Below are 21,141 nucleotides of genomic sequence, written 5' to 3'. Positions count from 1 at the left end.
GGCGCCGCGACATGCACACCCTGCGCTTTTTCATTTTCAACCTGCTTGGGCACACACTGCCGATGGCGGTGGCGCTGGTATCGGTGCCGGTGGTCGCCCATTTTGCCGGCGTGGAGCGGTTGGGGGCGCTGGGCGTCGTCTGGGCACTCGTCGGCTACTTCAGCTTCCTCGATTTCGGCCTAAGCAGGGTGGTCACCCGTCGCGTTGCGCAGGCGGCCGAACAGGGGCAGCTTGACACCGAGTTGATGGACCTGCGCGGTTTCTTCTGGTGGCGCGCCGTCCCTGCGCTCATGGTCATGGCGATGCTTCTTCTTGCCGCGCGTGGCGTGTTCTCCGCTTTTCTCCCGGAAGGGGTGCTCGGACGGGAGCTGGCTGCCAGCTGGCCATGGATTTCATTCAGCATTCCTGTCACGCTCGCGACCAACTGGTTGCGCGGCGCGCTCGAAGGCGTGCATCGGTTCGCGCGCGTCAACATCATGCGCACCGTTTTTGGAGCGTGGACCTATGCGGCGCCTGCGGTGGCTTCACTCACGATGCCGACGCTCGACGGAATGATCATCGGGATTGTCGTGGGACGCGTGCTCGCATTGGCAGCTCACGCGTGGGCCTGTCTCCAGGCCGAACGCGGGATCCTGCTGGGGCCGATCCGGCCCAAGCTTGCCGCGCAGGGGCTGTTCTTCCAGGAGGGCGGATGGATCACGATTTCCAATGTGATCGGGCCGCTGATGCTGTATTCCGACCGTTTCGTGCTCGCGGCATTGGTGGCGCCCACTTCGGTTGCCTGGTATGTGACTTCGCAGGAAGTGCTGCTGCGGACCATGGTCATTCCCGCGGCGCTGGCGGGCGTGCTGTTCCCCAAGTTTGCCGGGAACCTTGATGCGCGCACCGCCGTTCCGCTTGCCGCCCTCTACCAGCGCGGCGTGCGGCTGATCTCCGCGATCATGCTTCCGCTGTGCGCGCTTGCGGCCGCCGGAGCGTACGATGGCCTGCGCATCTGGCTGAATGCCGCCTTCGCGGCGAATGCCTATCGCGTTGTGGAGATCGTTGCGCTCGGGATTTTCGTGTACGCGATATCGCACTTGCCTCAGGCTTGGCTGCAAGCCGTGGGCCGGGCGCACCTGACTGCCAAGATGCAGCTCGTGGAACTGCCACTTTACGGCCTCTGCCTGTATATCGCAGTAGTGGAGTGGGGCATCGTCGGTGCGGCATCGCTGTGGGTTGTACGCGTGGTCGTTGATTGCCTGGTATTGCTGCATCTTGTCGGGCCGGACAGTGCCCGGCCGGTCATGGTTCCGGTTTTAACGGGTGTCACCTTTATTGCATTTGCAGGCTTTTTCTCCGGTCCGGAAATAGGTTGGCCATGGCGCGCGGTGCTTTGTGCAATGGCCGTCGTTGGCGGCGGCACGATCTCGTGGTTCGGATTCCTGTCTCCGGATGACCGGCGCGAAGCCTTCCGGATCCGCGAAAGGCGCAAAGCATTGCCGAAAATGTAATTCTTTGTCCTAAATTCGTAAAATTGCATGTAATTGCGTGATTAACATCTGTCAATAATTTAGACTGTCACATTCTTTTTGCCGGCGTTTCCCGGCCTCCTGCGCGGTCCGGGTTCGCCACAGGCGGGAACGGCCGGCAGCGTCCCGTTACAACACGTCATGTCGTCTTTTCTGATCAGTTTCATCGCCTCCGCATTACTGACCCTGTTCGTCATCAGGCACGCGATCCGGCACCGCGCCGCGCTCGACAACGACCTCGATGGCGTGCAGAAGGTGCATGCGCGCGCCGTGCCGCGCATTGGCGGCCTGAGCATTTTCATTGCCGTCATCCTGAGCGCCGCCATTGCAATGTGGCGTACGCCGCCCATCGGACAAGGGGTCCTCTTGCTGCTCTTGTGTTCAGCGGTTGCTTTTTTCGGCGGCATGGTCGAGGACTTCACCAAGCGTGTCAGTCCGGCGCGGCGACTGCTGCTGACCATGGTGGCGGCGGCCATGGGCTATTTCCTGATCGATGCCAGGATCGAGCGAATCGACTGGGTCTTTTCCCAATGGACCATCAGCTGGGTGTGGATCGCACTGCCATTGACCGTGCTGGCCGTCGCCGGCATCGCCAATGCCATCAACATCATCGACGGCTTCAACGGCCTTGCGACCGTGGTGTCGATCAGTATGCTGATGTCGCTGGCCTACGTCGCGCTGCAGGTGAATGACACCTTCGTCCTCGTGGCGGCGCTGATCGTCGCCGGTGCCGCAGCAGGTTTCCTCGTATGGAACTATCCGGTCGGGCTGATCTTCCTGGGTGACGGCGGGGCCTATTTCCTCGGCTTCATGCTCGCTGAATTGTCCGTACTGCTGGTGATGCGCAATCCCCAGGTGTCGACCTGGTATGCGGTGCTGCTGCTGATCTATCCCGCATTCGAAACGCTGTTTTCAGCCTATCGCCGCCTGTTCCTGCGTGGACAATCGCCCGGCACGCCGGATGGCATCCACCTGCACAGCCTGATTTTCCGCAGGGTGGTATTGTGGGCGGTCGGTGGACGCGATGCACGCGCGTTGAACCTGCGCAATGCCTTGACGTCGCCTTACCTGTGGCTGCTGTCGCTGATGGCCGTCGTTCCGGCAACCGTATTCTGGCGCCATACTTGGGTGCTCATGATACTGAGCCTGTTGTTCATCATCAGTTATGTGTGGCTGTATGCGCGCATCGTGCGCTTCCGGTCGCCGCGCTGGATGTTTTTCGGCAAGAGAATCAAATAGGTCCGGCGCGCCCGACACGGATGTCGACGCCGCGCCGTATTCAGTCACGTTTTTCATTCTTATTTCCTGATCGATCATGTCCTCCATTTCGCAAAGCATCTTCAAGGCCTATGACATTCGCGGCATCGTCGGCAAGACCCTCGACGCCGGTGTGGCGCGCCAGATCGGCCAGGCCTTCGGCACAGCCGCCCGCGCCAAGGGCGAGCAAACCGTCGTCATCGGCCGCGACGGCCGCCTGTCCGGCCCGGAACTGTCCGCGGCGCTCGCCTCCGGCCTGCAGCGCGCCGGCATCAATGTGATCGACCTCGGCGTGGTCGCCACGCCGATGGTGTATTTCGCCACCCAGGTACTGGAAGCGACCTCCGGCATCATGGTCACCGGCAGCCACAACCCGCCTGACTACAACGGCTTCAAGATGGTGCTGGCCAGCGAAGCGATTTACGGCGACGCCATCCAGGGCCTGTACCAGACCATCGTGCGCGGCGACTTTGCCACCGGCAACGGCAGCTACAGCACGCATGACATCAGGCAGGCCTACATCGAGCGCATCGCAGGCGACGTGAAGACCAGCCGCAAGATGAAGATCGCGGTCGATTGCGGCAATGGCGTGGCCGGCGCGTTTGCGCCCGAGCTGTACCGCGCCATGGGTTGCGAGGTGATCGAACTGTTCTGCGAAGTCGACGGTAATTTCCCCAACCACCATCCCGATCCGGCGCATCCGGAAAACCTGCAGGACCTGATCCGCTGCCTGAAGGAAACCGACGCCGAAATCGGCCTGGCCTTCGACGGCGACGGCGACCGCCTGGGCGTGGTGACCAAGGATGGCCAGATCATCTATCCGGACCGCCAGCTGATGCTGTTTGCCAAGGATGTGCTGACGCGCCATCCGGGCAAGGAAATCCTGTACGACGTCAAATGCACGCGCCATATCGGGCCGTGGGTGAAGAAGCATGGTGGCGTGCCGCTGATGTGGAAGACCGGGCATTCGCTGGTGAAGGCCAAGCTGCGTGAAACCGGGGCGCCGCTGGGCGGCGAGATGAGCGGGCATGTGTTCTTCAAGGACCGCTGGTACGGCTTCGACGACGGACTGTATGCCGGGGCGCGCCTGCTGGAACTGCTCACGCGCATGGATGACCCGTCGGCGGAACTGAATGCGCTGCCGCAGGCATCGAGCACGCCGGAACTGCACCTGCACCTGGAAGAAGGCGAGAACGTGCAGCTGATCGGCAAGCTGCAGCAGGAAGCGACGTTCCCGGATGCGGAGCAGATCGTGACGATCGACGGTTTGCGTGTGGAGTATGCGGACGGTTTCGGCCTGGCGCGTTCGTCCAACACGACGCCGGTGGTCGTGATGCGCTTCGAGGGTGAATCGGCCGAGGCGCTCAAGCGCATCCAGGACGAGTTCCGCAGCGCCATCCTGTCGGCGAAGCCGGACGCGGCGCTGCCGTTCTGACCAGGGATTGGTCTGCCAGTGAAAATCCTGATCGTACGCGTGTCCTCGCTCGGCGACGTCGTGCATAACATGCCGATGGTTGCCGACATCCTGCGCGCCCACCCGGGCGCACAGATCGACTGGGTCGTCGAGGAAGCGTATGTGAACCTGGTGCGCCTGAACGCCGGCGTGCGCCACATCATTCCTTACGCACTGCGCCGCTGGCGCAAGAGCCTGCTGTCCGCGTCGACGCGCGCGGAAATGCGGACCTTTCGCCAGCGCCTGCGCGCCGAGGAATATGATGTCGTGTTCGATACCCAGGGCTTGCTCAAGACCGGCGTCGTGATGCGCATGGCGCGGCTTGCACCTGGGGGCAAGCGCGTCGGACTCGCCAACGGCACCGAGGGGTCGGGGTACGAAGGCGCATCGCGCATCTTCCATACCATGAGCGTGCCCGTCGGCCGTCACACACATGCGGTGCTTCGCGGACGCCTCGTCGCCGCTGCCGCCCTCGGCTATGCCATCGACCATCCTGCCGATTTCAGCCTGCGCGCGCCGGACATGCCACAGCTTCCCGCCTGGGTGCCGGCGGAACCGTATGCGGCATTCTTTCATGCAACGGCCCGGCCCTCGAAGCAATGGGCTTCCGAACGTTGGGTTGCCCTCGCACGCGTCTTGGCGGAGCGTGGGCTGGCCGTGCTGCTGCCCTGGGGCAGCGACGCCGAGAAACAGGCTGCCGAAGCGCTTGCGGCGCAAATGCCGAATGCGCGCGTTCTGCCAAGGCTACCCATGATGGAGGCCGTCCTCCTGGCACAGCGCGCGGCATTGGCCGTTGGCGTCGATACCGGGCTCACGCACATTGCCGCCGCCTACAACCGGCCGACCATCGAGTTGTACTGCGACTCCCCCCGCTGGAAGACGGAAGGCAACTGGTCGCCGAACATCATCAACCTCGGTGACCTTGGTACTCCTCCGTCGGTTGAGGATGTCGCCGGCGCCATCCGGCAATTGCTCGGACCGGCGAACGCATGATCCGACTTCTCTATTCGTTCGCATGGTGGCTGGCCTTGCCGCTGGTGCTCGGTCGCCTCTGGTGGCGCGGCCGCATGGAACCGGGATATCGCCAACACATGGCGGAGCGTTTCGGTTTCTACTCAAACAAACCAGGCAGAAAGGTTCTTTGGCTACACGCGGTATCCGTCGGGGAAACACGTGCCGCGGAGCCGTTGGTCGACGCCTTGCTGTGCGAATACCCGGACCACGCCATCCTGCTGACCCACATGACGCCAACGGGGAGGGCGACCGGAAAGTCCCTGTTCCAGAAGCACGGCGACAGGCTCGTGCAGTGCTACCTGCCCTATGACACGGGCTTCATGGTCGGCCGTTTCCTGAGGCACTTCAAGCCGCGCATCTGCATCCTCATGGAGACGGAAGTGTGGCCGAACCTGATCGCGCAATGCGTGAAGCATCAAGTGCCGGTTGCACTCGTCAATGCCCGTCTTTCCGAACGTTCCCTGGCCAAGGCACAACGCCTCTCGGCCCTGATGTCGGAGGCGGCCGAGGGTTTCTCCTGCGTCGCTGCGCAGACGGAAGCGGATGCGGAACGCCTGCGCCGCTTCGGTGCGCCGAACGTCAGCGTGACGGGAAGCATCAAGTTCGATGTGGCGCCGCCGGAACAGGCGCTTTCCACGGGAGCCGCGTTGCGCGCGATGATGGGAAGCCGCCCGGTCCTGCTTTGTGCGAGCACGCGGGAAGGGGAAGAAGACCTGATCCTCGACGCGTTGAACGGCAGCGGGCTCGATCGAGCGCTGGTTGTCATTGTTCCGCGGCATCCGCAACGCTTTGACGAAGTGGCAGCGAAGGTGGCCGCACGCGGGCTGTCATTGCACCGTCGGTCCATGCTCAATGCGGTATTGCCGGATGATGTACGTGTGGTGCTGGGCGACTCGATGGGCGAAATGTTCGCCTACTACACGGCATGCGATCTTGCATTTATCGGCGGCAGCCTGTTGCCCCTGGGCGGCCAAAACCTGATCGAGGCCTGCGCGGTCGGAAAGCCTGTGCTGATCGGACCGCACACCTTCAATTTCAGCGTGGTGAGTGAAGAGGCAATTGCTGCCGGCGCAGCCTTGCGCGTGGAAACCGCAGCCGAGATGGTTCATGCGGCCTCGCGCCTGCTGACACACGAGGATGAACGCAAACGCATGGGCGAGCAGGCGGCAGGATTCGCGCGCCAGCATCGCGGCGCTACGGTGCGGACCATGGCCTTGCTCAAGCCACTGATCCGCTAACCTTTACTTGGTCGACGCCTCAACCAAGCCCCCGCCCAGCGCACGGTACAAGTCCACCGCATTCGTCAGGCGCAGCAGGCGCGCCTGCACCAGCGCCTGCTGCGCGGAAAACAATTCGCGTTGCGCGTCCAGTACGTCAAGCGAGCTTGCCACGCCATTCCGGTAACGCAGGTCGGCGAGCTTCAGGCGCTCCGCCTGCGCTTCCAGCACGGCACGCTGCGCATCGATCTGCTCGTCGAGTGATGCGCGGCCCGCCAGCGCATCGGCAACCTCGCGGAAGGCGCTCTGGATGGATCGCTCGTATTCCGCCACTGCCACATTCTTGCGCACTTCCGCCAGGCTGAGGCTGGCGCTGTTGCGCCCTGCGTCGAAGAGGGGCAACGCCAGTTGCGGCACGAAGGACCAGCTGCGTGATCCCGATTCGAACAATCCCGACAGGTCGCCGCTCGCCGTGCCTGTCGCCGCAGTCAGCGAGATGCGCGGGAAGAATGCGGCGCGTGCGGCGCCGATATTGGCGTTCGCCGCGCGCAGGCGTTGTTCCGCCGCATGGATGTCGGGCCGCAGCTCGAGCAGGTCGGAGGGCAGGCCGGCGGGGATTTCGGTGACGATGTTCTGCTCCGACAGTGTGTGCGCCGCCGGCAAGTCTGTGAGAGGTTTGCCGACGAGCAGCGCGAGTGCATTCGATGCCTGCGCGCGCTGGCGCGTCAACGTGGCCAGGGAGGCGCGCGCGGACTGCACCAGTGTTTCGTTCTGGCGCAGGTCGAGGGCGGACGATGCGCCGACGTCGAAGCGCTGCTTCGCGAGCTTGTACGCGGACTCGCGGCTCTCGTAGGTCTGGCGGGCAAGGTCGACCTGTTCATCGAATGCGCGCTCGGCGAGATAGGCCTTGGCGACTTCCGCGACCAGGGAGATCCGCGCCGCGCGGCTTGCCTCTTCGGTGGCAAGGTATTGCGCCAGCGCGGCATCATTCAGGCTGCGCACGCGGCCGAAGAAATCCAGTTCGAAAGCGGACAGGCCGAGACCGATCTGATAGGTACTGTTGACCGACGTCACACCCGTCGGCGACACGCTGCCCGGTGTGCGAACGCGGGAGCCGGAGGCCGTGACATTGAAGTTCGGCAGCAGGTCGGCGGACTGCACGTTGTACAGCGCGCGCGCTTCCTCGATCCGCAGGGCGGCGATGCGCAGGTCGCGGTTGTTGGCCAGTGCCGCTTCGATCAGGCTCTGCAGGCGCTGGTCCGGGAAGAAGTCGCGCCAGCCGGTAGCGCTTGCATTGCCGGCTTCCGTCGCCGTCGGGTATGCCGCTGACACCGGCGCTTCCGGGCGCTCGTAGGTCGGGGCGAGCGAGCAGGCCGACAGGAGGCCGGCGCTCATCAGGGAGAGTACGCGTTTCCTGGTCATGCCTTGTTTCCCTCTTGCTGTTGGAGGTGCTCTCTGTAGAATTTTTGCTGCCGTTCGCTGCCCTTGAAGATGTTGCGGATGACGACGAAGAACACCGGCACCAGGAACACGGCAAGGACGGTAGCGGTGATCATGCCGCCCATCACGCCGGTACCGATCGCGCGCTGGCTTGCGGACCCCGCACCGGAAGCGATGACCAGCGGCAGCACGCCGAGGATGAAGGCGAGCGAGGTCATGATGATCGGGCGGAAGCGCAAATGCACCGCTTCCAGAGTGGCCTCGACGAGGCCCTTGCCCTGCGCCTGCAGGTCCTTCGCGAATTCCACGATCAGGATCGCGTTCTTGGCCGACAGGCCGATGATGGCGATCAGGCCGACCTTGAAGTACACGTCGTTCGGCATGCCGCGCATTGTCGCGCCAAGCAGCGCGCCGAGCACGCCCAGCGGCACCACCAGCAGTACCGCGATCGGGATCGTCGTACTCTCGTAGAGCGCGGCAAGCACGAGGAATACCGCCAGCAAGGAGAGCGCAAACAGGGCGGGGGCCTGCGCGCCGGAGGTCTTTTCCTCCAGCGACTGGCCGGTCCATTCCATGCCGATGCCCTGCGGCAGCTGGGCAACCAGTTTTTCCATTTCTTCCATGGCCTCGCCGGTGCTTCGGCCTTGGGCTGCGTTGCCGGAAATGCGCATCGATGGATAGCCGTTGTAGCGGAACAGCTGTACCGGTCCGACGATCCACTTCGAACTCATGAAGGCGGAGAAGGGCACCATGTCGCCCTTGGTATTGCGCACATACAGCTTCATCAGGTCGTCCGGCTGCATGCGCTGCGGGATGTCGGCCTGCACGACGACGCGCTGCTGCCGTCCCTGGTTCGGGAAGTCGTTTACGTAAGCCGAGCCCAGTGCGGTGGACAGCGTCGTGTTGATGTCGGCGAAGGTCACGCCGAGGGCATTTGCCTTGTCGCGATCAATCGAGAGCTGCAGCTGCGGCGTCGGTTCCAGTCCGTCCGGACGCACGCCCTGGACCACCTGGCTCTTGCCGGCCATGCCGAGCAACTGGTTGCGCGCCGCCAGCAATGCGTCATGCCCGACACCGCCGCGGTCCTGCAGGCGCATGGTGAAACCGGTTGCGTTGCCCAGTTCCGGAATCGGCGGCGGGCTCAGCGGGAACACGATCGCATCCTTGATCTGCGAGAAGGCGCCGAAGGCCCGGCCCGCGATTGCGGTGGCCGACTGGTCCGGGCCGCGCTCGCTCCAGTCCTTCAGCGGCGTGAAGACCAGTGCTGCGTTCTGGCCGCTGCCGGAGAAGCTGAAGCCGGCCACGGCCACCACGCGTGCCACGCTCGGCTGCTGCAGGTAGAAGTTTTCGATCTGCTCGATCACCTGCAGCGTGCGGTTGGTGCTGGCGCCCGGCGGCAGCTGGATGTTGGTGATCAGGTAGCCCTGGTCTTCTTGCGGCAGGAAGGCGGACGGCATGCGTACATAGAGCAGGGCGACGCAGGCGACGATCAGTCCGTACACCAGCAGCCAGCGGCCGGCGCGCGTGAGCATCCTTCCCACCCAGCCCTGGTAGCCGGTCGCAGTGCTGTGGAAGATGCGGTTGAACGCGCCGAAGAAACCCGTCTTCGCATGATGGTGGCCGGCTTCCACCGGCTTGAGCAGGGTCGCGCACAGTGCCGGCGTCAGCGACAGCGCCATCAGCGCCGAGAACACCATCGACGACACCATGGACAGCGAGAACTGGCGGTAGATCGCGCCGACCGCGCCGCCAAACAAGGCCATCGGGATGAACACCGCGATCAGCACCAGCGTGATGCCGATGATGGCGCCGGTGATCTGTCCCATTGCCTTGCGCGTCGCCTCACGCGGCGACAAGCCTTCCTCGCTCATGATGCGCTCGACGTTTTCCACCACCACGATCGCATCGTCCACGAGAATGCCGATGGCCAGCACCATGCCGAACATGGTCAGCACATTGATCGAGAAGCCGAACAGCAGCATGGTCGCGAACGTGCCCATCAACGCGACAGGCACCACGATGGTCGGGATCAGGGTGTAGCGGATGTTCTGCAGGAACAGATACATGACCAGGAACACCAGCAGGATGGCTTCGAGCAGCGTCTTCACCACTTCCTCGATGGAAATCTGGATGAAGCGCGAGGTGTCGTAGGGGATGTCGTATTTCACGCCTGCAGGGAAATACTTCGACAGCTCGTCCATGCGCTGGCGCACTGCCTTGGCTGTTGCGAGTGCATTGGCGGTCGGGGAAAGCTGGACGCCGACGGCGGCCGTCGGCTTGCCGTTCAGGCGGGCAGAGGTGGCATACACCTGGCCGCCAATCTCGATGCGTGCCACGTCGCGCAGCCGCACCGTCGCGCCGCCGGGCGTTGCGCGCAGCACGATGTTGCCGAATTCCTCGGGCGTGGACAGCTGCCCCGTCACGACGATCGGCGCAGTGATTTGCTGCGTGTTGGCATTGGGCAGGTCGCCGAGCGTGCCCGAAGCGACCTGCGCATTCTGTGCGCGGATGGCAGCGGTGACGTCGGCCGGCGTGAGCTTGAGGCCGACCAGTTTCGCCGGATCGATCCACACGCGCATCGCGCGCTCGGTACCGAACAGCTGCGCCTGGCCGACGCCCGGCACGCGCTTTAGCTCATTGAGCACATTGCGCGACAGATAGTCGCCCAGCGCCACCGGATCGAGCCGGCCGTCGGTCGACGACAGGGTCGTGAAGAGCAGGAAGTTGCTGCGTGCCTTGGTCACCTGCACACCCTGTTGCGTCACCGCCTGCGGCAGGCGCGGCTCGACGCGTTTCAGGCGGTTCTGCACGTCCACGGCGGCGAGGTCGGCGTTGGTGCCGGGCAGGAAGGTCACGGTGACCTGTGCGGAGCCGTTCGCCTGGCTTTGCGACTCCATGTACTGCAGGCCTTCCGCGCCGTTCATCTCCTGTTCGATCAGGCTGATGATGCTTTCATCCAGCGTCTGGGCGGTTGCGCCGGGATAGGTCGCATTGATCTGGATCGACGGCGGCGCGATGGTCGGATACTGGGCGACCGGCAGCCGCAAGACGGACAGCGTGCCGGCCAGCAGGATGAAGAGCGCGATGACCCAGGCGAAGACCGGGCGATCGATGAAGAACTTGGCCATGTGGGAGCGTCCTTACTTGGATTTTTGTTCCGGCTGCGCGGGCGCTGCGGCTGTGGCGGGGGCGGCGGCCTTCCAGGGCACCGGCTTGACGACTGCGCCGGGCTTGGCCTTCTGGAATCCTTCGGCGATCACCTTGTCGCCGGCCTTGAGTCCTTCGCTGATGACCCACTTGTCGCCATGTGCGCTCTCGGCCTTGACCGGCTGCAATGCCACCTTGCCGTCCGTGCCGACCAGCAGCACCGATGCGCCGCTGGCGTCGCGCTGTACTGCCTGTTGCGGGACGACGATCGCGTTTTCGCTGACCGCCTGTTCCAGCCGCGCGCGCACATAAAGACCGGGCAGCAGCATGCGTTCGGGATTCGGGAACTCGGCACGCAGGGTCACGGCACCGGTGCTCTCGTCGACGGCTACGTCGGAGAAGAGCAGCTTGCCTTCGTGCGGATAGCTGCGGCCATCCTCCGTCACCAGCATGACTTTGGCCTTGTCCTTGCCGACGCTCTTGAGACGGCCGCTGGCCAGTGCACGACGCAATTGCAGCAGCTCCGCGCTTGACTGCGTCAGGTTCACGAAGACCGGATCGAGTTGCTGGATCGTTGCCAGCGGCGTCGCTTCGCCCTGGCCGACGAGCGCGCCCTCTGTAACCTGCGCACGGCCGATGCGGCCGGAGATCGGGGCGGTGACGGTCGCATAACCAAGGTTCAGGCGCGCTGTCTCCTGCGCGGCCTTGGCGGCGGCAAGTTCGGCGGTCGCCTGTTTCTGCGCGGTCAGTGCGTCGTCATATTCCTGCTTGCTGATCGCATTGGTCTCGACCAGGGGTTTGTAGCGCTGTGCCTTCAGGTTGGCTTGCGCCAGGTTGGCCTCTGCTTTCGCGACCGCCGCCTGCGTACTGCTGAAGGTGGCCTGGAATGGGGCAGGGTCGATGCGGAACAGGATGTCGCCTGCCTTGACTTCGCTGCCTTCCTGGAACACCCGCTTCTGCACAATGCCCGGGACACGCGCGCGCACCTGCGCCACGCGGGTCGCCTCAATGCGGCCGGGGAGTTCGGTTGTCATGACGATGCGTTCTGTTGCGACAGTAACGACAGACACTTCGGGCGGCGGCATGCCGGGGGCCGGCGCTTGCGCTGCGGCGTTCTTCTCTCCGCAACTGGCAACGCCGAGCAGCATGGTCACAAGCGCCGCCACTGGCGCATATCGACGAACAAAGGTCATGTCTTTCTCGCAATGAAAAAATGGAAACCCGCTGGAGGAGCCGGATTCTTGAAACGGGGGCGCAATGCCGGAAGCAGATGTCCGCGCTGGCGTGGTTCCGGATTGCAAGACGGTCATCTTATTTTATAGGCATCACGGAATCTCTGCCCTCCCGGGTACGAGATGTGAGCAAAGTGTCATCGCTTTCCGGCGTGGTGTATACAAGCGTTGTCAATACGCCTTTTAGTTGTCCTTCAGAGCAGACGGACGAGTTAGAATATTGATCTAAATCATCTTCTGGCCGGGGGGACATACGCCGGGGATGAGGGCAACTCCTCGATGGGTTGCTTCCATTATTACAGGGCCTCGACAAAAGGCCCGCGGAGCCAGGGTAAGTACCATGCCCAATCAGTTTGTACGCACAACATCGCGTGTTGCATGCCTTTGTGCAATTGCGTCTGCCTTTTCCATCCCTGCGGTCGGCCATGCCGCGAACGGAGAGGTGGATCTCGCGGCCCTGCCCATCGAGCAGTTGCTAACCCTCGAGGTTTACACCGCTTCCAGGTTCGTCCAGAAGTTCAGCGAGGCGCCGTCCGCTGTGTCCGTTGTGACATCCGCTGACATCAAGGCGTTTGGCTGGCGCACGGTGGCCGACATCCTGCGCAGCATGCGCGGGCTCTACGTGAGCAATGACCGCAACTATGCCTACCTCGGCGCGCGAGGATTCCTGCGGCCCGGCGATTACAACTCCCGTTTCCTGTTGCTGGTAGACGGCAACCGCAACAACGATGCCGTGTACGACCAGGCATCCATCGGCACGGAGTTTGTGCTCGACGTGGACCTGATCGAACGCGTGGAGTTTGTGCCGGGACCTGGGTCGTCGGTGTACGGCGCCAATGCGTTCTTCGGTGTGATCAACATCATCACGAAGAAAGGGCGCGACTTGAGCGGCGCACAGGCCTCCGTCGAAACCGGCAGCCACGGCATGCGCAAGGCGCGCGCCAGCTACGGCATGCGGCATGACAGCGGCGTGGAATGGCTGTTCTCGGCAAGCAGCTTCCGCGAAGATGGACCGGACCTCTATTTTCCGGATTTCGATACGCCGGCAACCAACAATGGCGTCGCGCGCAGGCTGGACCACGACCGCGCGCAAAACCTGCTGATGAAGGCGTCTCTCGGACCGTGGAGCGTCGCCGTCGCGCACAGCGAGCGGACGAAGGGCGTCCCGACGGCTTCCTTCCGCCAGGTGTTCAACGACCCGCGGTCGCACACGGTCGACACACAGAGCTATATCGATGCTGCCCACCGCACGCAACTTGCGCCGGATACGGAACTGAGCGCGCGGCTGTACTGGGGGCGCTACGACTACCTTGGCGATTATGTTTATGACTATCCGCCGCTGACCGTCAACCGCGACGGATCGCGCGCCGCATGGTGGGGCGCGGAGACCAAGCTCGTGACCACGCGCGCGGACGGACACAAGCTCGTGATGGGCGCCGACGTCCAGCGCGATTACCGCCGCCGGCAGTTCAACTTCGATGCCGCGCCCTTCGTGTCCAGGCTCGACGACCGGCGTTCCGGCAACCGGCTCGGCCTGTACCTGCAGGACGAGTTCACGCTGCGGCAGGACATGCTGCTGAATGCCGGCGCCCGTTACGACCACGACTCCTCCACCGGTGACGGCAGCGTCAATCCGCGCGTGGCATTGATCTACAAGGCAAACGCGTCGACCACATTGAAGGCGATGGCGGGCACGGCCTTCCGCGCCCCGAATGCCTACGAGCTCTACTATGACCTGCGCGGGCCGGGAGGGCAGAAGTCGAATCCTTCGCTGAGGTCAGAACGCATCCGCACCGAGGAGTTGAGTGCCGAGCATCATTTTTCGACCGAAGCACGCGTCACGGCATCGGTATTCCGCAACACGGTCTCGCACCTGATTACGCAAACACTGGATCCGTCTGACGGCTTGCTGATATTCCAGAACCTCGATCGCGCCGTGGCACGCGGCATCGAACTCGAACTGGAGAAAGCATGGACGGGCGGCGCCCGCCTGCGGTCCAGCTATAGCTGGCAACAGGCGAAGGATGAAGCCACCGGGGCGACACTGGCGAATGCACCGCGGCACCTGGCCAAGTTCAACCTCAGCGCACCCTTGCCGCGCATTGGCTGGCGGGCCGGCGCCGAAGCGCAGTATGTGGGACAGCGCAATACCTTGCGCGCCGAGACGGCGGGCTACTGGATCGGCAACCTCACCCTGTCCGCGATTCGCCTCGCACCGGGGCTGGAGCTGTCGCTCAGTCTCTATAACCTGTTCGACCGCCGCTATGCCGATCCGGGCGCGGCCGAACATGTGCAGGACGCCATCGTGCAAAACGGGCGTACCGGCAGGCTCAAGTTGAGTTACGCGTTCTGATGTCCGATCTGGTGATTCGCATGCTGCGCTCCACCCTGCGCCTGCTGGCGGTGGCACTCCTGTTGCCGCTTGACGCTGCCGCGCAACCGGTGCCGGAATATGAATTGAAGGCGGCGTTCGTGTACAACTTTGCGCTCTTTACCGAATGGCCGGCCGACACCGCCTACGAGGGAGGAAGCTTGAACATCTGCATTAACCCGGCGAGTGTGCTTCGCCAGTCGCTCAGCGGCTTCGGCGAAAAGACGGTCAGGGGGCGGCGCGTAGCGGTGCGCCATCTCGCGGCGCTCGATTCGCTGCGGACGTGCCATGTGCTGTTCGTCGACGGCAGCGACCGCGAACGCTGGGTGCAGATCAAGAAGGGACTCGGCGAAGCCAGCGTGCTGACGATTTCCGATGATGAAGAGATCGGCCACGACGGCAGCATCGTTGCCCTGGCTGTGGACAACAACCGCATCGTGTTCGACGTCGACACGCGCGCGGCAAGGCAGGCGCGGCTGACGCTGAGTTCCAAGCTGCTGCGGCTGGCAAGGACCGTACAATGAGTGTGCCGCAATATTCTCGTCCGCCGCGGCTGGGCCGCTGGATGGACCTGGCCAACCTGGCGACGGCCGGCGCCGCCTTGCTGGTCGCGAGTTTCCTGCTGATCCTGTTCCAGTTTTTTTCACTCCGCGGCGATCTGCTCGAGGACATGAAGGTGCAGGCGAGGATCGTCGGCGAGAACAGCGGGGCGGCACTCCTGTTCAACGACAGCAAGGCCAGCAATGAAACGTTGGCCGTCCTCGGCGCGTCACCCAGCATCGAGGCTGCGGGGCTGTTCACGCACGAGCGCAAGCTGCTTGCCTCATATCGCCGCGAAGGCGTTGCGCAGATTTCCGCGCCGTGGCCGCGGCTCGTCAACGACGGACATCGTTTCGGCGTCAAGGATCTTGAAGTGGTGCGACAGGTGGAGATCGACGGCCGCGAGATCGGGCTGGTCGTCATTCGCGCCAGCCTCGAGCAGCTTTATGCCCGTCTGGTCGGGTATGCTGGACTGACACTGGCCATCGCGATGGGTTCGCTAGCGGTCGCCTACCTGCTTGTCGCGCGCATGCGCCGGGCCGTCAAGAGTGCGGAAGCGCACCTCGATTATCTCGCCCACATCGATTCGGTGACCGGCCTGCCGAATCGGCATGCGTTCAATGAATACCTCGCCACAGCGCTGGACAAGGTTGACCAGTTCGGCGGCAACGTCGGCTTGCTGCTGCTCGACCTGGACAACTTCAAGATCGTCAACGACACGCTTGGACACCACAGCGGCGACACCTTGCTCCGGCTGGTGGCGAAACGCCTGATGGAATGCCTGCGTGGTGGCGACGTGATCTGCCGCATCGGCGGCGACGAGTTCGCGATCATCCTCGAGCCGTCGGCGACGACCGGCGCCGCCGGCGTCGCGGAAAAAATTCTCGATGTGCTGGCAGCGCCGTTCGACGTGGACATTCACGAAATCTACGTTACCGCGAGCGTCGGCATCAGCATCTATCCGGACGATGCATCGGATCTCGAAACACTGACCCGGAACGCCGACACCGCGATGTACCAGGCCAAGGGGCGCGGCAAGAACGCCTTCGAGCAGTTCCATCCGGAACTGGACAAGCGCGTGCAGAAACGCCTGTCGCTCGAAACCAGCCTGCGCAAGGCGATCGAACGCGACGAACTGATGCTGTACTACCAGCCGCAGGTGAACCTGCGCGATGGCAGGCTCGTGGGACTGGAGGCGCTGCTGCGTTGGAAACATCCCGAGCTTGGCCTCATCAGTCCGACGGAATTTATCCCGATTGCGGAAGACAGCGGGCTGATCGTGCCGATCGGGCGCTGGGTGCTGCGTACCGCCTGCCGGCAGGTGGCGGCGTGGCGCGACGCCGGCCTCGGCGCTATCCCCGTGTCGGTCAACCTGTCGGCGCGCCAGACACGCGATCCGCACCTGATGCACGACATCATCGGCGCGTTGCGCGAGGTCGACATTCCACCCAGCCAGCTGGAACTGGAGATCACGGAAACGGTGCTGATGGATAACGTCCATGACAACGTCGACCTGCTCAACCGGCTGCAGAAGGAAGGCATCCGCCTGTCGATCGACGATTTCGGCACCGGTTATTCGTCGATGGCCTACCTCAAGCGCTTCCCCATCGACCAGGTCAAGATCGACCGCACCTTCGTGCGCGATATCCCCGGCGATGGCGACGACGAAGCGATCACCACAGCCATCATTGCGATGGCCCACAGCCTCGGTTTGTCCGTCGTCGCCGAAGGGGTCGAGACCGAGGCGCAACTTGTCTTCCTGCGCAATGCCGGTTGCGACATCATGCAGGGCTTTTACTTCGCCGAACCGCGTCCGCCGGAGCAGGTCGCCGCTTTCCTCAAAAGCCGTGCCGTGTTGACGAACGCGGCGTCCGCGTCGCGCTGAATTTCCCTCGGCGTCTTGTCAGGTCGCAATTCTGTTGCGCTGGTTCAGGCCGGCTATTGGCACAGCACAAAGGCGCGGCGAAAAGGATCTCTATCCCGCCGCGGGAATGCTAGTCTCGAATCGAGTCATCGAACTGGTGGAGGCTGTCATTCCCGGGTTGAACGATTTGAACGAGTCAGGCGCCGCGCTGCAGGCGATATTTCCGGCAGGGACGCTGCTTGGCGAGGCAAGCGAAAGCGACGACGTCCTTGTGGAGGTGCATGCCGGCGCGCCGGCGACGCATGTCGACGCGGCCATGCAATCCCTCTACAGCAATATCCATTCGACGTTTGCGCATTTGCAGGTCTATGGCGGGCTGCGGGATGTCACGCACACCTATCTGGCGCGACGCAAGGATCGCCTGCTGGCTGTCTTTCTGTTGCGCAGGGACGGCAACACGGTGCACGTCATCAATGAAGGCATGACGGTCGACGAAGCCGAGCTCGAACGCTTCGCGGGCCACCTCTTTTCCATCTGGCGTTCGGTGAGCGCCATTTGCCTGCACGCCGTCGACTCCCAGGTCCGGGTCATGCCCCGTCCGCTCCAGCAATACGCCTGCACGGCGAACATCGTCCTGCCGCTGCCCGCCACAGCCGACGACTACGTCGCCAGTCTAGGCAAGAACATGCGCCGCAACCTGCGCCGCTACATGGACAAGCTCAAACGTGACCATCCCTCCCTGCAGGTGGAAGTCGCTGAAAAGGCGGACGCGAGCGAGGCCGACATGCGTGCGATCATTGATCTGAACCGCGTGCGCATCGCCGGCAAGAACATGCGGTACGGGCTCGACGACGAGGTGGAAAAGGTCATGGCGCTGGTGCGGCAGTGCGGAATGGTGCTCGCCATGCGAATCGACGGACGCGTGGTGGCCGGCAGCATCGGCTACTTTGCCGGCAGCCATTACTTCTTCAAGGTGATCTCGCACGACCCGCGCTACAACGAGTACTCGGCGGGCATCCTGTGCTGCTACCTGACGATCTGCGAGTGCATCGCGCGCGGCTGCAAGGAATACAACTTCATGTGGAACGAATACGACTACAAGTTCGCGCTCGGCGCGCACGCGCGCAGCCTGCACCATGTCGTCGTGTACCGGTCCCGGCTGCATTTCCTGCTTCGTCCCCGGCTGGCGATGTCAAATGCGGCCGCAGCGTGGCGGCATCGCGTTTCCGCCCTGTTCGAGAAGGCGTCGAAGGAGGAGAGCCTGAGCGGCGGAGAGCGCGCCTTCGTGCGCGTACTCGAGGCAGCGCGCTCGGCGAAGCGGGCTTTATTGCGGCGTGGTTCCTGATACCGGCTTCATCAGCGGCGGCACGGCCAGCACTTCCAGCATGCGATACGAGAAGAGGCCGGCGCGCGATGCGACCACCTTTCCGTCGCGGTCAAGGACAAGCACGATGGGTAACTGGTCTTCGGGGATCGCACCGAGGTTGTTTTCGCCGAGCATGGCGACCGGCAGGCTGAGCTTCCGCTTGGCGGTGAAGGCCCGCAGCATGGCGGCATCATTCACGGTGGATATGGCAACGACCTTCACGCCACGGCTTTCGTAGTCCTGATGAAAGCGTTGCAGTTCGCCGAGGCACTTGCGGGAAGCGAGCGAATCCGGTGACCAGAACGACAGCAGCGTGATGAAGCCGCGGCTGTCGTCCAGGACATACCGGCTTCCATCGAGCATTTCCGCTTCGACGCGTAGAGGAGCGGGTTGGTCCGCGGCGAACGCGGATGCGGCAACAAGCAGGCCGGCAAGGAACGCAGTGCGAATGCGGGAAAGAATCGGCATCGGTGATAGCGCCGACCGGAGAGCGTCAGGAGGTCTGCCGGCCGGACTCGTTCTGGGTGTCATCAGGTTGCGGGGCGCTGGCCTGCTGGCGCCGATCCGGGGTGTCCCTGGCGACCGCACGCCGTTCGGCCATGCGGCGTTCACGGAATTTGTTCAGGTCGTAGCTTGCCTGTTCGAACAGCGTCTCGGGTTTGGTCATGATCATCTCCAACACAGCCGATGTCTCCCGGCCATGCTTGGCAGTGTAGCCCCCCTTGCTGCCCCGCGTTTGATGTGAAGCAAGTTTTCCGAAATGAGACGCGGTTATTGCTGCATTGCGAGTCGGAGAATTGCCTGTCTTGCTGCGTTTTCCAGCCCTTCCAGTTCGGGCCGTGTGGGGCGGTTTCGGACCCGGAAAAGCATCAGTCCTTCCACCTGTGCCACGATCAGCGCCGCGCGCAGGACGTACTCTTCGTCGGAAATGGCCGGCGACAGGCCCTGGATCAGCTTGTAAATCGACTTCCGTTCACGCGACTGCATGCGCTCCATCAGCGTGGAGGCAAAGGTATTGCGCGTCGCCAGCGCCCAGAATTCGAAGAACATGCCCCGGATAACAGGATTGCCGAGTTCTTCGAGGAACATGTCGACCGTCGCCAGCAACTGCTCGACGCGCGACGCGTCCTGCATCGCCGCGGCGATGCTGTCGATCCTTTCCTGGAAATGGTTGAGCGAATCGAGCAGCAGCGCCTCGACCAGCATGTCCTTGCTCTTGTAGTAATGCTGGACATTGCTCAGGCTGGCCCCGACCTGCGCCGCGACGCGCCGCATGGAGAGCCCGCCATAGCCTTCCGACGCGAAGATCTCGCGCGCCGCCTGCAGGATGTCGTTGGCGCGCGCATAGCCCTTTTCCGTGGTGCTGGAAGTTTTGCGTTGCAGCGAAGTCTTGAGCGCGGGTGACATGGGAGGAAGGCCAAAAACGGACGCGGGATTATCGCACGTGCATTGACAGAAGAATTGCACGCCCTGTAATCTTCAAGTTTAGGTCATGCGACCTATAATAAAAGTTTTTCATGACAATGGAGTGCACGATGGGCGGCAAAGTCTTCGTTTCAGGCGTCGGAATGATCCCCTTCGCCAAGCCGGGTGCAAGCGCGCCCTATGACCAGATGGGCGCCAGCGCCGCGCGCCTGGCCTTGGCCGATGCGGGCATCGCGTACGAAGATGTGCAGCAGGCGTATGCCGGGTATGTGTACGGCGACTCGACCAGCGGCCAGAAGGCGCTGTATGCCGTCGGCATGACCGGCATTCCCATCGTCAACGTCAACAATAACTGCTCGACCGGTTCGACCGCCTTGTTCCTCGCGCGGCAGGCTGTCGCCAGCGGTGCGGCGGACTGCGTGCTGGTGCTGGGCTTCGAGCAGATGACGCCAGGTGCGCTCAGCTCGGTCTTCAAGGACAGGCCTTCGCCCTTCGACGCCTTCGATGCCATTACCGACGAGCTGGTGGGCATGCCCGAGATTCCGCTCGCATTGCGATATTTCGGCGGCGCGGGTCTGAGCCACATGGAGAAGTACGGGACACGCCTCGAAACCTTTGCCAAGATCCGCGCCAAGGCCAGCCGGCACGCGGCCAACAATCCCCTCGCGCTGTTCAGGCAGGTGCTGACCACGGAGGATGTGATGAACGCGCCGATGATCTGGCCGGGCGCGATGACGCGTTCCATGGCTTGCCCGCCGACTTGTGGTGCCGCCGCCGCCGTGCTGGTTTCCGAAAAGTTCGCCAAGTCGCGCGGCATGGATATGCGCGTTCACATCGCCGCACAGGCGATGACCACGGACAAGCCAAGCACCTTCGATTCGCGCGACATGATGCGCGTGGTCGGATTCGACATGGCGAAGGAGGCGGCATCCCTTGTGTACGAACAGGCTGGCATCGGCCCCGACGGCCTTGACGTGGTCGAGTTGCACGACTGCTTTGCGCAGAACGAACTGATCACCTACGAAGCCCTCGGCCTTTGCCCGGAGGGTGGCGCGCAGAAGTTCGTCGAAGATGGCGACAACACTTACGGCGGCAAGGTCGTCACCAACCCGTCCGGCGGGCTCCTGTCGAAAGGTCATCCACTCGGTGCTACCGGCTTGGCCCAATGCTACGAGCTGACGCACCAGCTGCGGGGGACGGCCGACGCGCGCCAAGTCGACGGCGCGCGGGTTGCGCTGCAGCACAACCTCGGCCTCGGCGGCGCATGTGTGGTCACGATGTATCGTGCCGGTTAAGGAAGGTTG

At 63.4% G+C, this 21,141-nt stretch carries 16 protein-coding genes; 10 read left to right on the top strand and 6 right to left on the bottom strand.

The features are described from left to right. Positions 1 to 11 precede the first annotated feature (11 nt). From ACNOHI_RS18055 to waaA, 5 genes are all read left to right on the top strand, one after another. A complete protein-coding gene (locus tag ACNOHI_RS18055) occupies positions 12 to 1,493 on the top strand; it encodes an oligosaccharide flippase family protein (RefSeq protein ID WP_420476067.1) in 1,482 nt (493 codons plus the stop codon). 159 nt (positions 1,494 to 1,652) lie between these two features. Next, positions 1,653 to 2,750, top strand: coding sequence for an MraY family glycosyltransferase (locus ACNOHI_RS18050; RefSeq protein ID WP_420476066.1), 1,098 nt, complete (start codon positions 1,653 to 1,655; stop codon positions 2,748 to 2,750). Positions 2,751 to 2,826: 76 nt separating this feature from the next. After that, positions 2,827 to 4,203 (top strand): phosphomannomutase/phosphoglucomutase, encoded by a 1,377-nt coding sequence (locus ACNOHI_RS18045; RefSeq protein ID WP_420476065.1) that lies wholly within the window; start codon positions 2,827 to 2,829, stop codon positions 4,201 to 4,203. An 18-nt stretch (positions 4,204 to 4,221) separates the two neighbouring features. Then, positions 4,222 to 5,214 carry a lipopolysaccharide heptosyltransferase I gene (waaC, locus tag ACNOHI_RS18040; RefSeq protein WP_420476064.1) on the top strand — a complete coding sequence of 331 codons (993 nt, stop codon included), beginning with the start codon at positions 4,222 to 4,224 and terminating at the stop codon, positions 5,212 to 5,214. Further along, positions 5,214 to 6,473, top strand: coding sequence for a lipid IV(A) 3-deoxy-D-manno-octulosonic acid transferase (gene waaA, locus ACNOHI_RS18035; RefSeq protein ID WP_420476181.1), 1,260 nt, complete (start codon positions 5,214 to 5,216; stop codon positions 6,471 to 6,473). The genes waaC and waaA overlap by 1 nt, the downstream gene beginning before the upstream one ends. Before the next feature lie 3 nt (positions 6,474 to 6,476). Here the strand turns inward: waaA and adeC are convergent, their stop codons facing one another. The 3 genes from adeC to ACNOHI_RS18020 are packed head-to-tail and all read right to left on the bottom strand — an operon-like array spanning position 6,477 to position 12,232. Continuing rightward, complete coding sequence (gene adeC / locus ACNOHI_RS18030; protein ID WP_420476063.1) at positions 6,477 to 7,874, bottom strand: AdeC/AdeK/OprM family multidrug efflux complex outer membrane factor; 1,398 nt, start codon at positions 7,872 to 7,874, stop codon at positions 6,477 to 6,479. Then, positions 7,871 to 11,020, bottom strand: a complete 3,150-nt coding sequence (locus ACNOHI_RS18025) for an efflux RND transporter permease subunit (RefSeq protein WP_420476062.1) — start codon at positions 11,018 to 11,020, stop codon at positions 7,871 to 7,873. The genes adeC and ACNOHI_RS18025 overlap by 4 nt, the downstream gene beginning before the upstream one ends. Before the next feature lie 12 nt (positions 11,021 to 11,032). After that, complete coding sequence (locus tag ACNOHI_RS18020; protein WP_420476061.1) at positions 11,033 to 12,232, bottom strand: efflux RND transporter periplasmic adaptor subunit; 1,200 nt, start codon at positions 12,230 to 12,232, stop codon at positions 11,033 to 11,035. A gap of 481 nt (positions 12,233 to 12,713) precedes the next feature. On the opposite strand from ACNOHI_RS18020, the gene ACNOHI_RS18015 reads away from it, so the two are divergent. The 4 genes from ACNOHI_RS18015 to ACNOHI_RS18000 all read left to right on the top strand — a co-directional run bounded on the left by ACNOHI_RS18015 (position 12,714) and on the right by ACNOHI_RS18000 (position 18,391). Then, positions 12,714 to 14,624 (top strand): TonB-dependent receptor plug domain-containing protein, encoded by a 1,911-nt coding sequence (locus tag ACNOHI_RS18015; RefSeq protein WP_420476060.1) that lies wholly within the window; start codon positions 12,714 to 12,716, stop codon positions 14,622 to 14,624. Beyond that, on the top strand, positions 14,624 to 15,166 hold the full coding sequence (locus tag ACNOHI_RS18010) for a YfiR family protein (RefSeq protein WP_420476059.1): 543 nt from the start codon (positions 14,624 to 14,626) through the stop codon (positions 15,164 to 15,166). The genes ACNOHI_RS18015 and ACNOHI_RS18010 overlap by 1 nt, the downstream gene beginning before the upstream one ends. After that, entirely contained in the window at positions 15,163 to 17,067 is a 1,905-nt protein-coding gene (locus tag ACNOHI_RS18005; protein WP_420476058.1) for a putative bifunctional diguanylate cyclase/phosphodiesterase, read from the top strand. Before ACNOHI_RS18010 ends, ACNOHI_RS18005 begins: the two co-directional genes overlap by 4 nt. A 106-nt stretch (positions 17,068 to 17,173) precedes the next feature. Further along, positions 17,174 to 18,391: a GNAT family N-acetyltransferase gene (locus tag ACNOHI_RS18000; RefSeq protein WP_420476057.1), complete on the top strand. Its 1,218-nt coding sequence runs from the start codon at positions 17,174 to 17,176 to the stop codon at positions 18,389 to 18,391. On the opposite strand, the gene ACNOHI_RS17995 is transcribed toward ACNOHI_RS18000, so the two are convergent. The 3 genes from ACNOHI_RS17995 to ACNOHI_RS17985 all read right to left on the bottom strand — a co-directional run bounded on the left by ACNOHI_RS17995 (position 18,371) and on the right by ACNOHI_RS17985 (position 19,819). Continuing rightward, a complete protein-coding gene (locus tag ACNOHI_RS17995) occupies positions 18,371 to 18,880 on the bottom strand; it encodes a TlpA disulfide reductase family protein (protein ID WP_420476056.1) in 510 nt (169 codons plus the stop codon). The two genes, ACNOHI_RS18000 and ACNOHI_RS17995, sit on opposite strands and share 21 nt — an antisense overlap. Before the next feature lie 25 nt (positions 18,881 to 18,905). Continuing rightward, positions 18,906 to 19,079: a hypothetical protein gene (locus tag ACNOHI_RS17990; RefSeq protein WP_420476055.1), complete on the bottom strand. Its 174-nt coding sequence runs from the start codon at positions 19,077 to 19,079 to the stop codon at positions 18,906 to 18,908. A gap of 104 nt (positions 19,080 to 19,183) precedes the next feature. Next, complete coding sequence (locus tag ACNOHI_RS17985) at positions 19,184 to 19,819, bottom strand: TetR/AcrR family transcriptional regulator (RefSeq protein WP_420476054.1); 636 nt, start codon at positions 19,817 to 19,819, stop codon at positions 19,184 to 19,186. 128 nt (positions 19,820 to 19,947) lie between these two features. On the opposite strand from ACNOHI_RS17985, the gene ACNOHI_RS17980 reads away from it, so the two are divergent. Beyond that, the gene (locus tag ACNOHI_RS17980) at positions 19,948 to 21,132 is read left to right on the top strand and encodes a lipid-transfer protein (RefSeq protein WP_420476053.1); all 1,185 of its coding nucleotides are present in this window, start codon (positions 19,948 to 19,950) and stop codon (positions 21,130 to 21,132) included. Positions 21,133 to 21,141: the final 9 nt, after the last annotated feature.

The organism is Noviherbaspirillum sp. ST9, assembly GCF_048799745.1.
Lineage (GTDB): Bacteria > Pseudomonadota > Gammaproteobacteria > Burkholderiales > Burkholderiaceae_D > Noviherbaspirillum.
The sequence above is the reverse complement of the archived record's forward strand: the minus strand, read 5'-3'. Positions and strand labels throughout refer to the sequence as shown.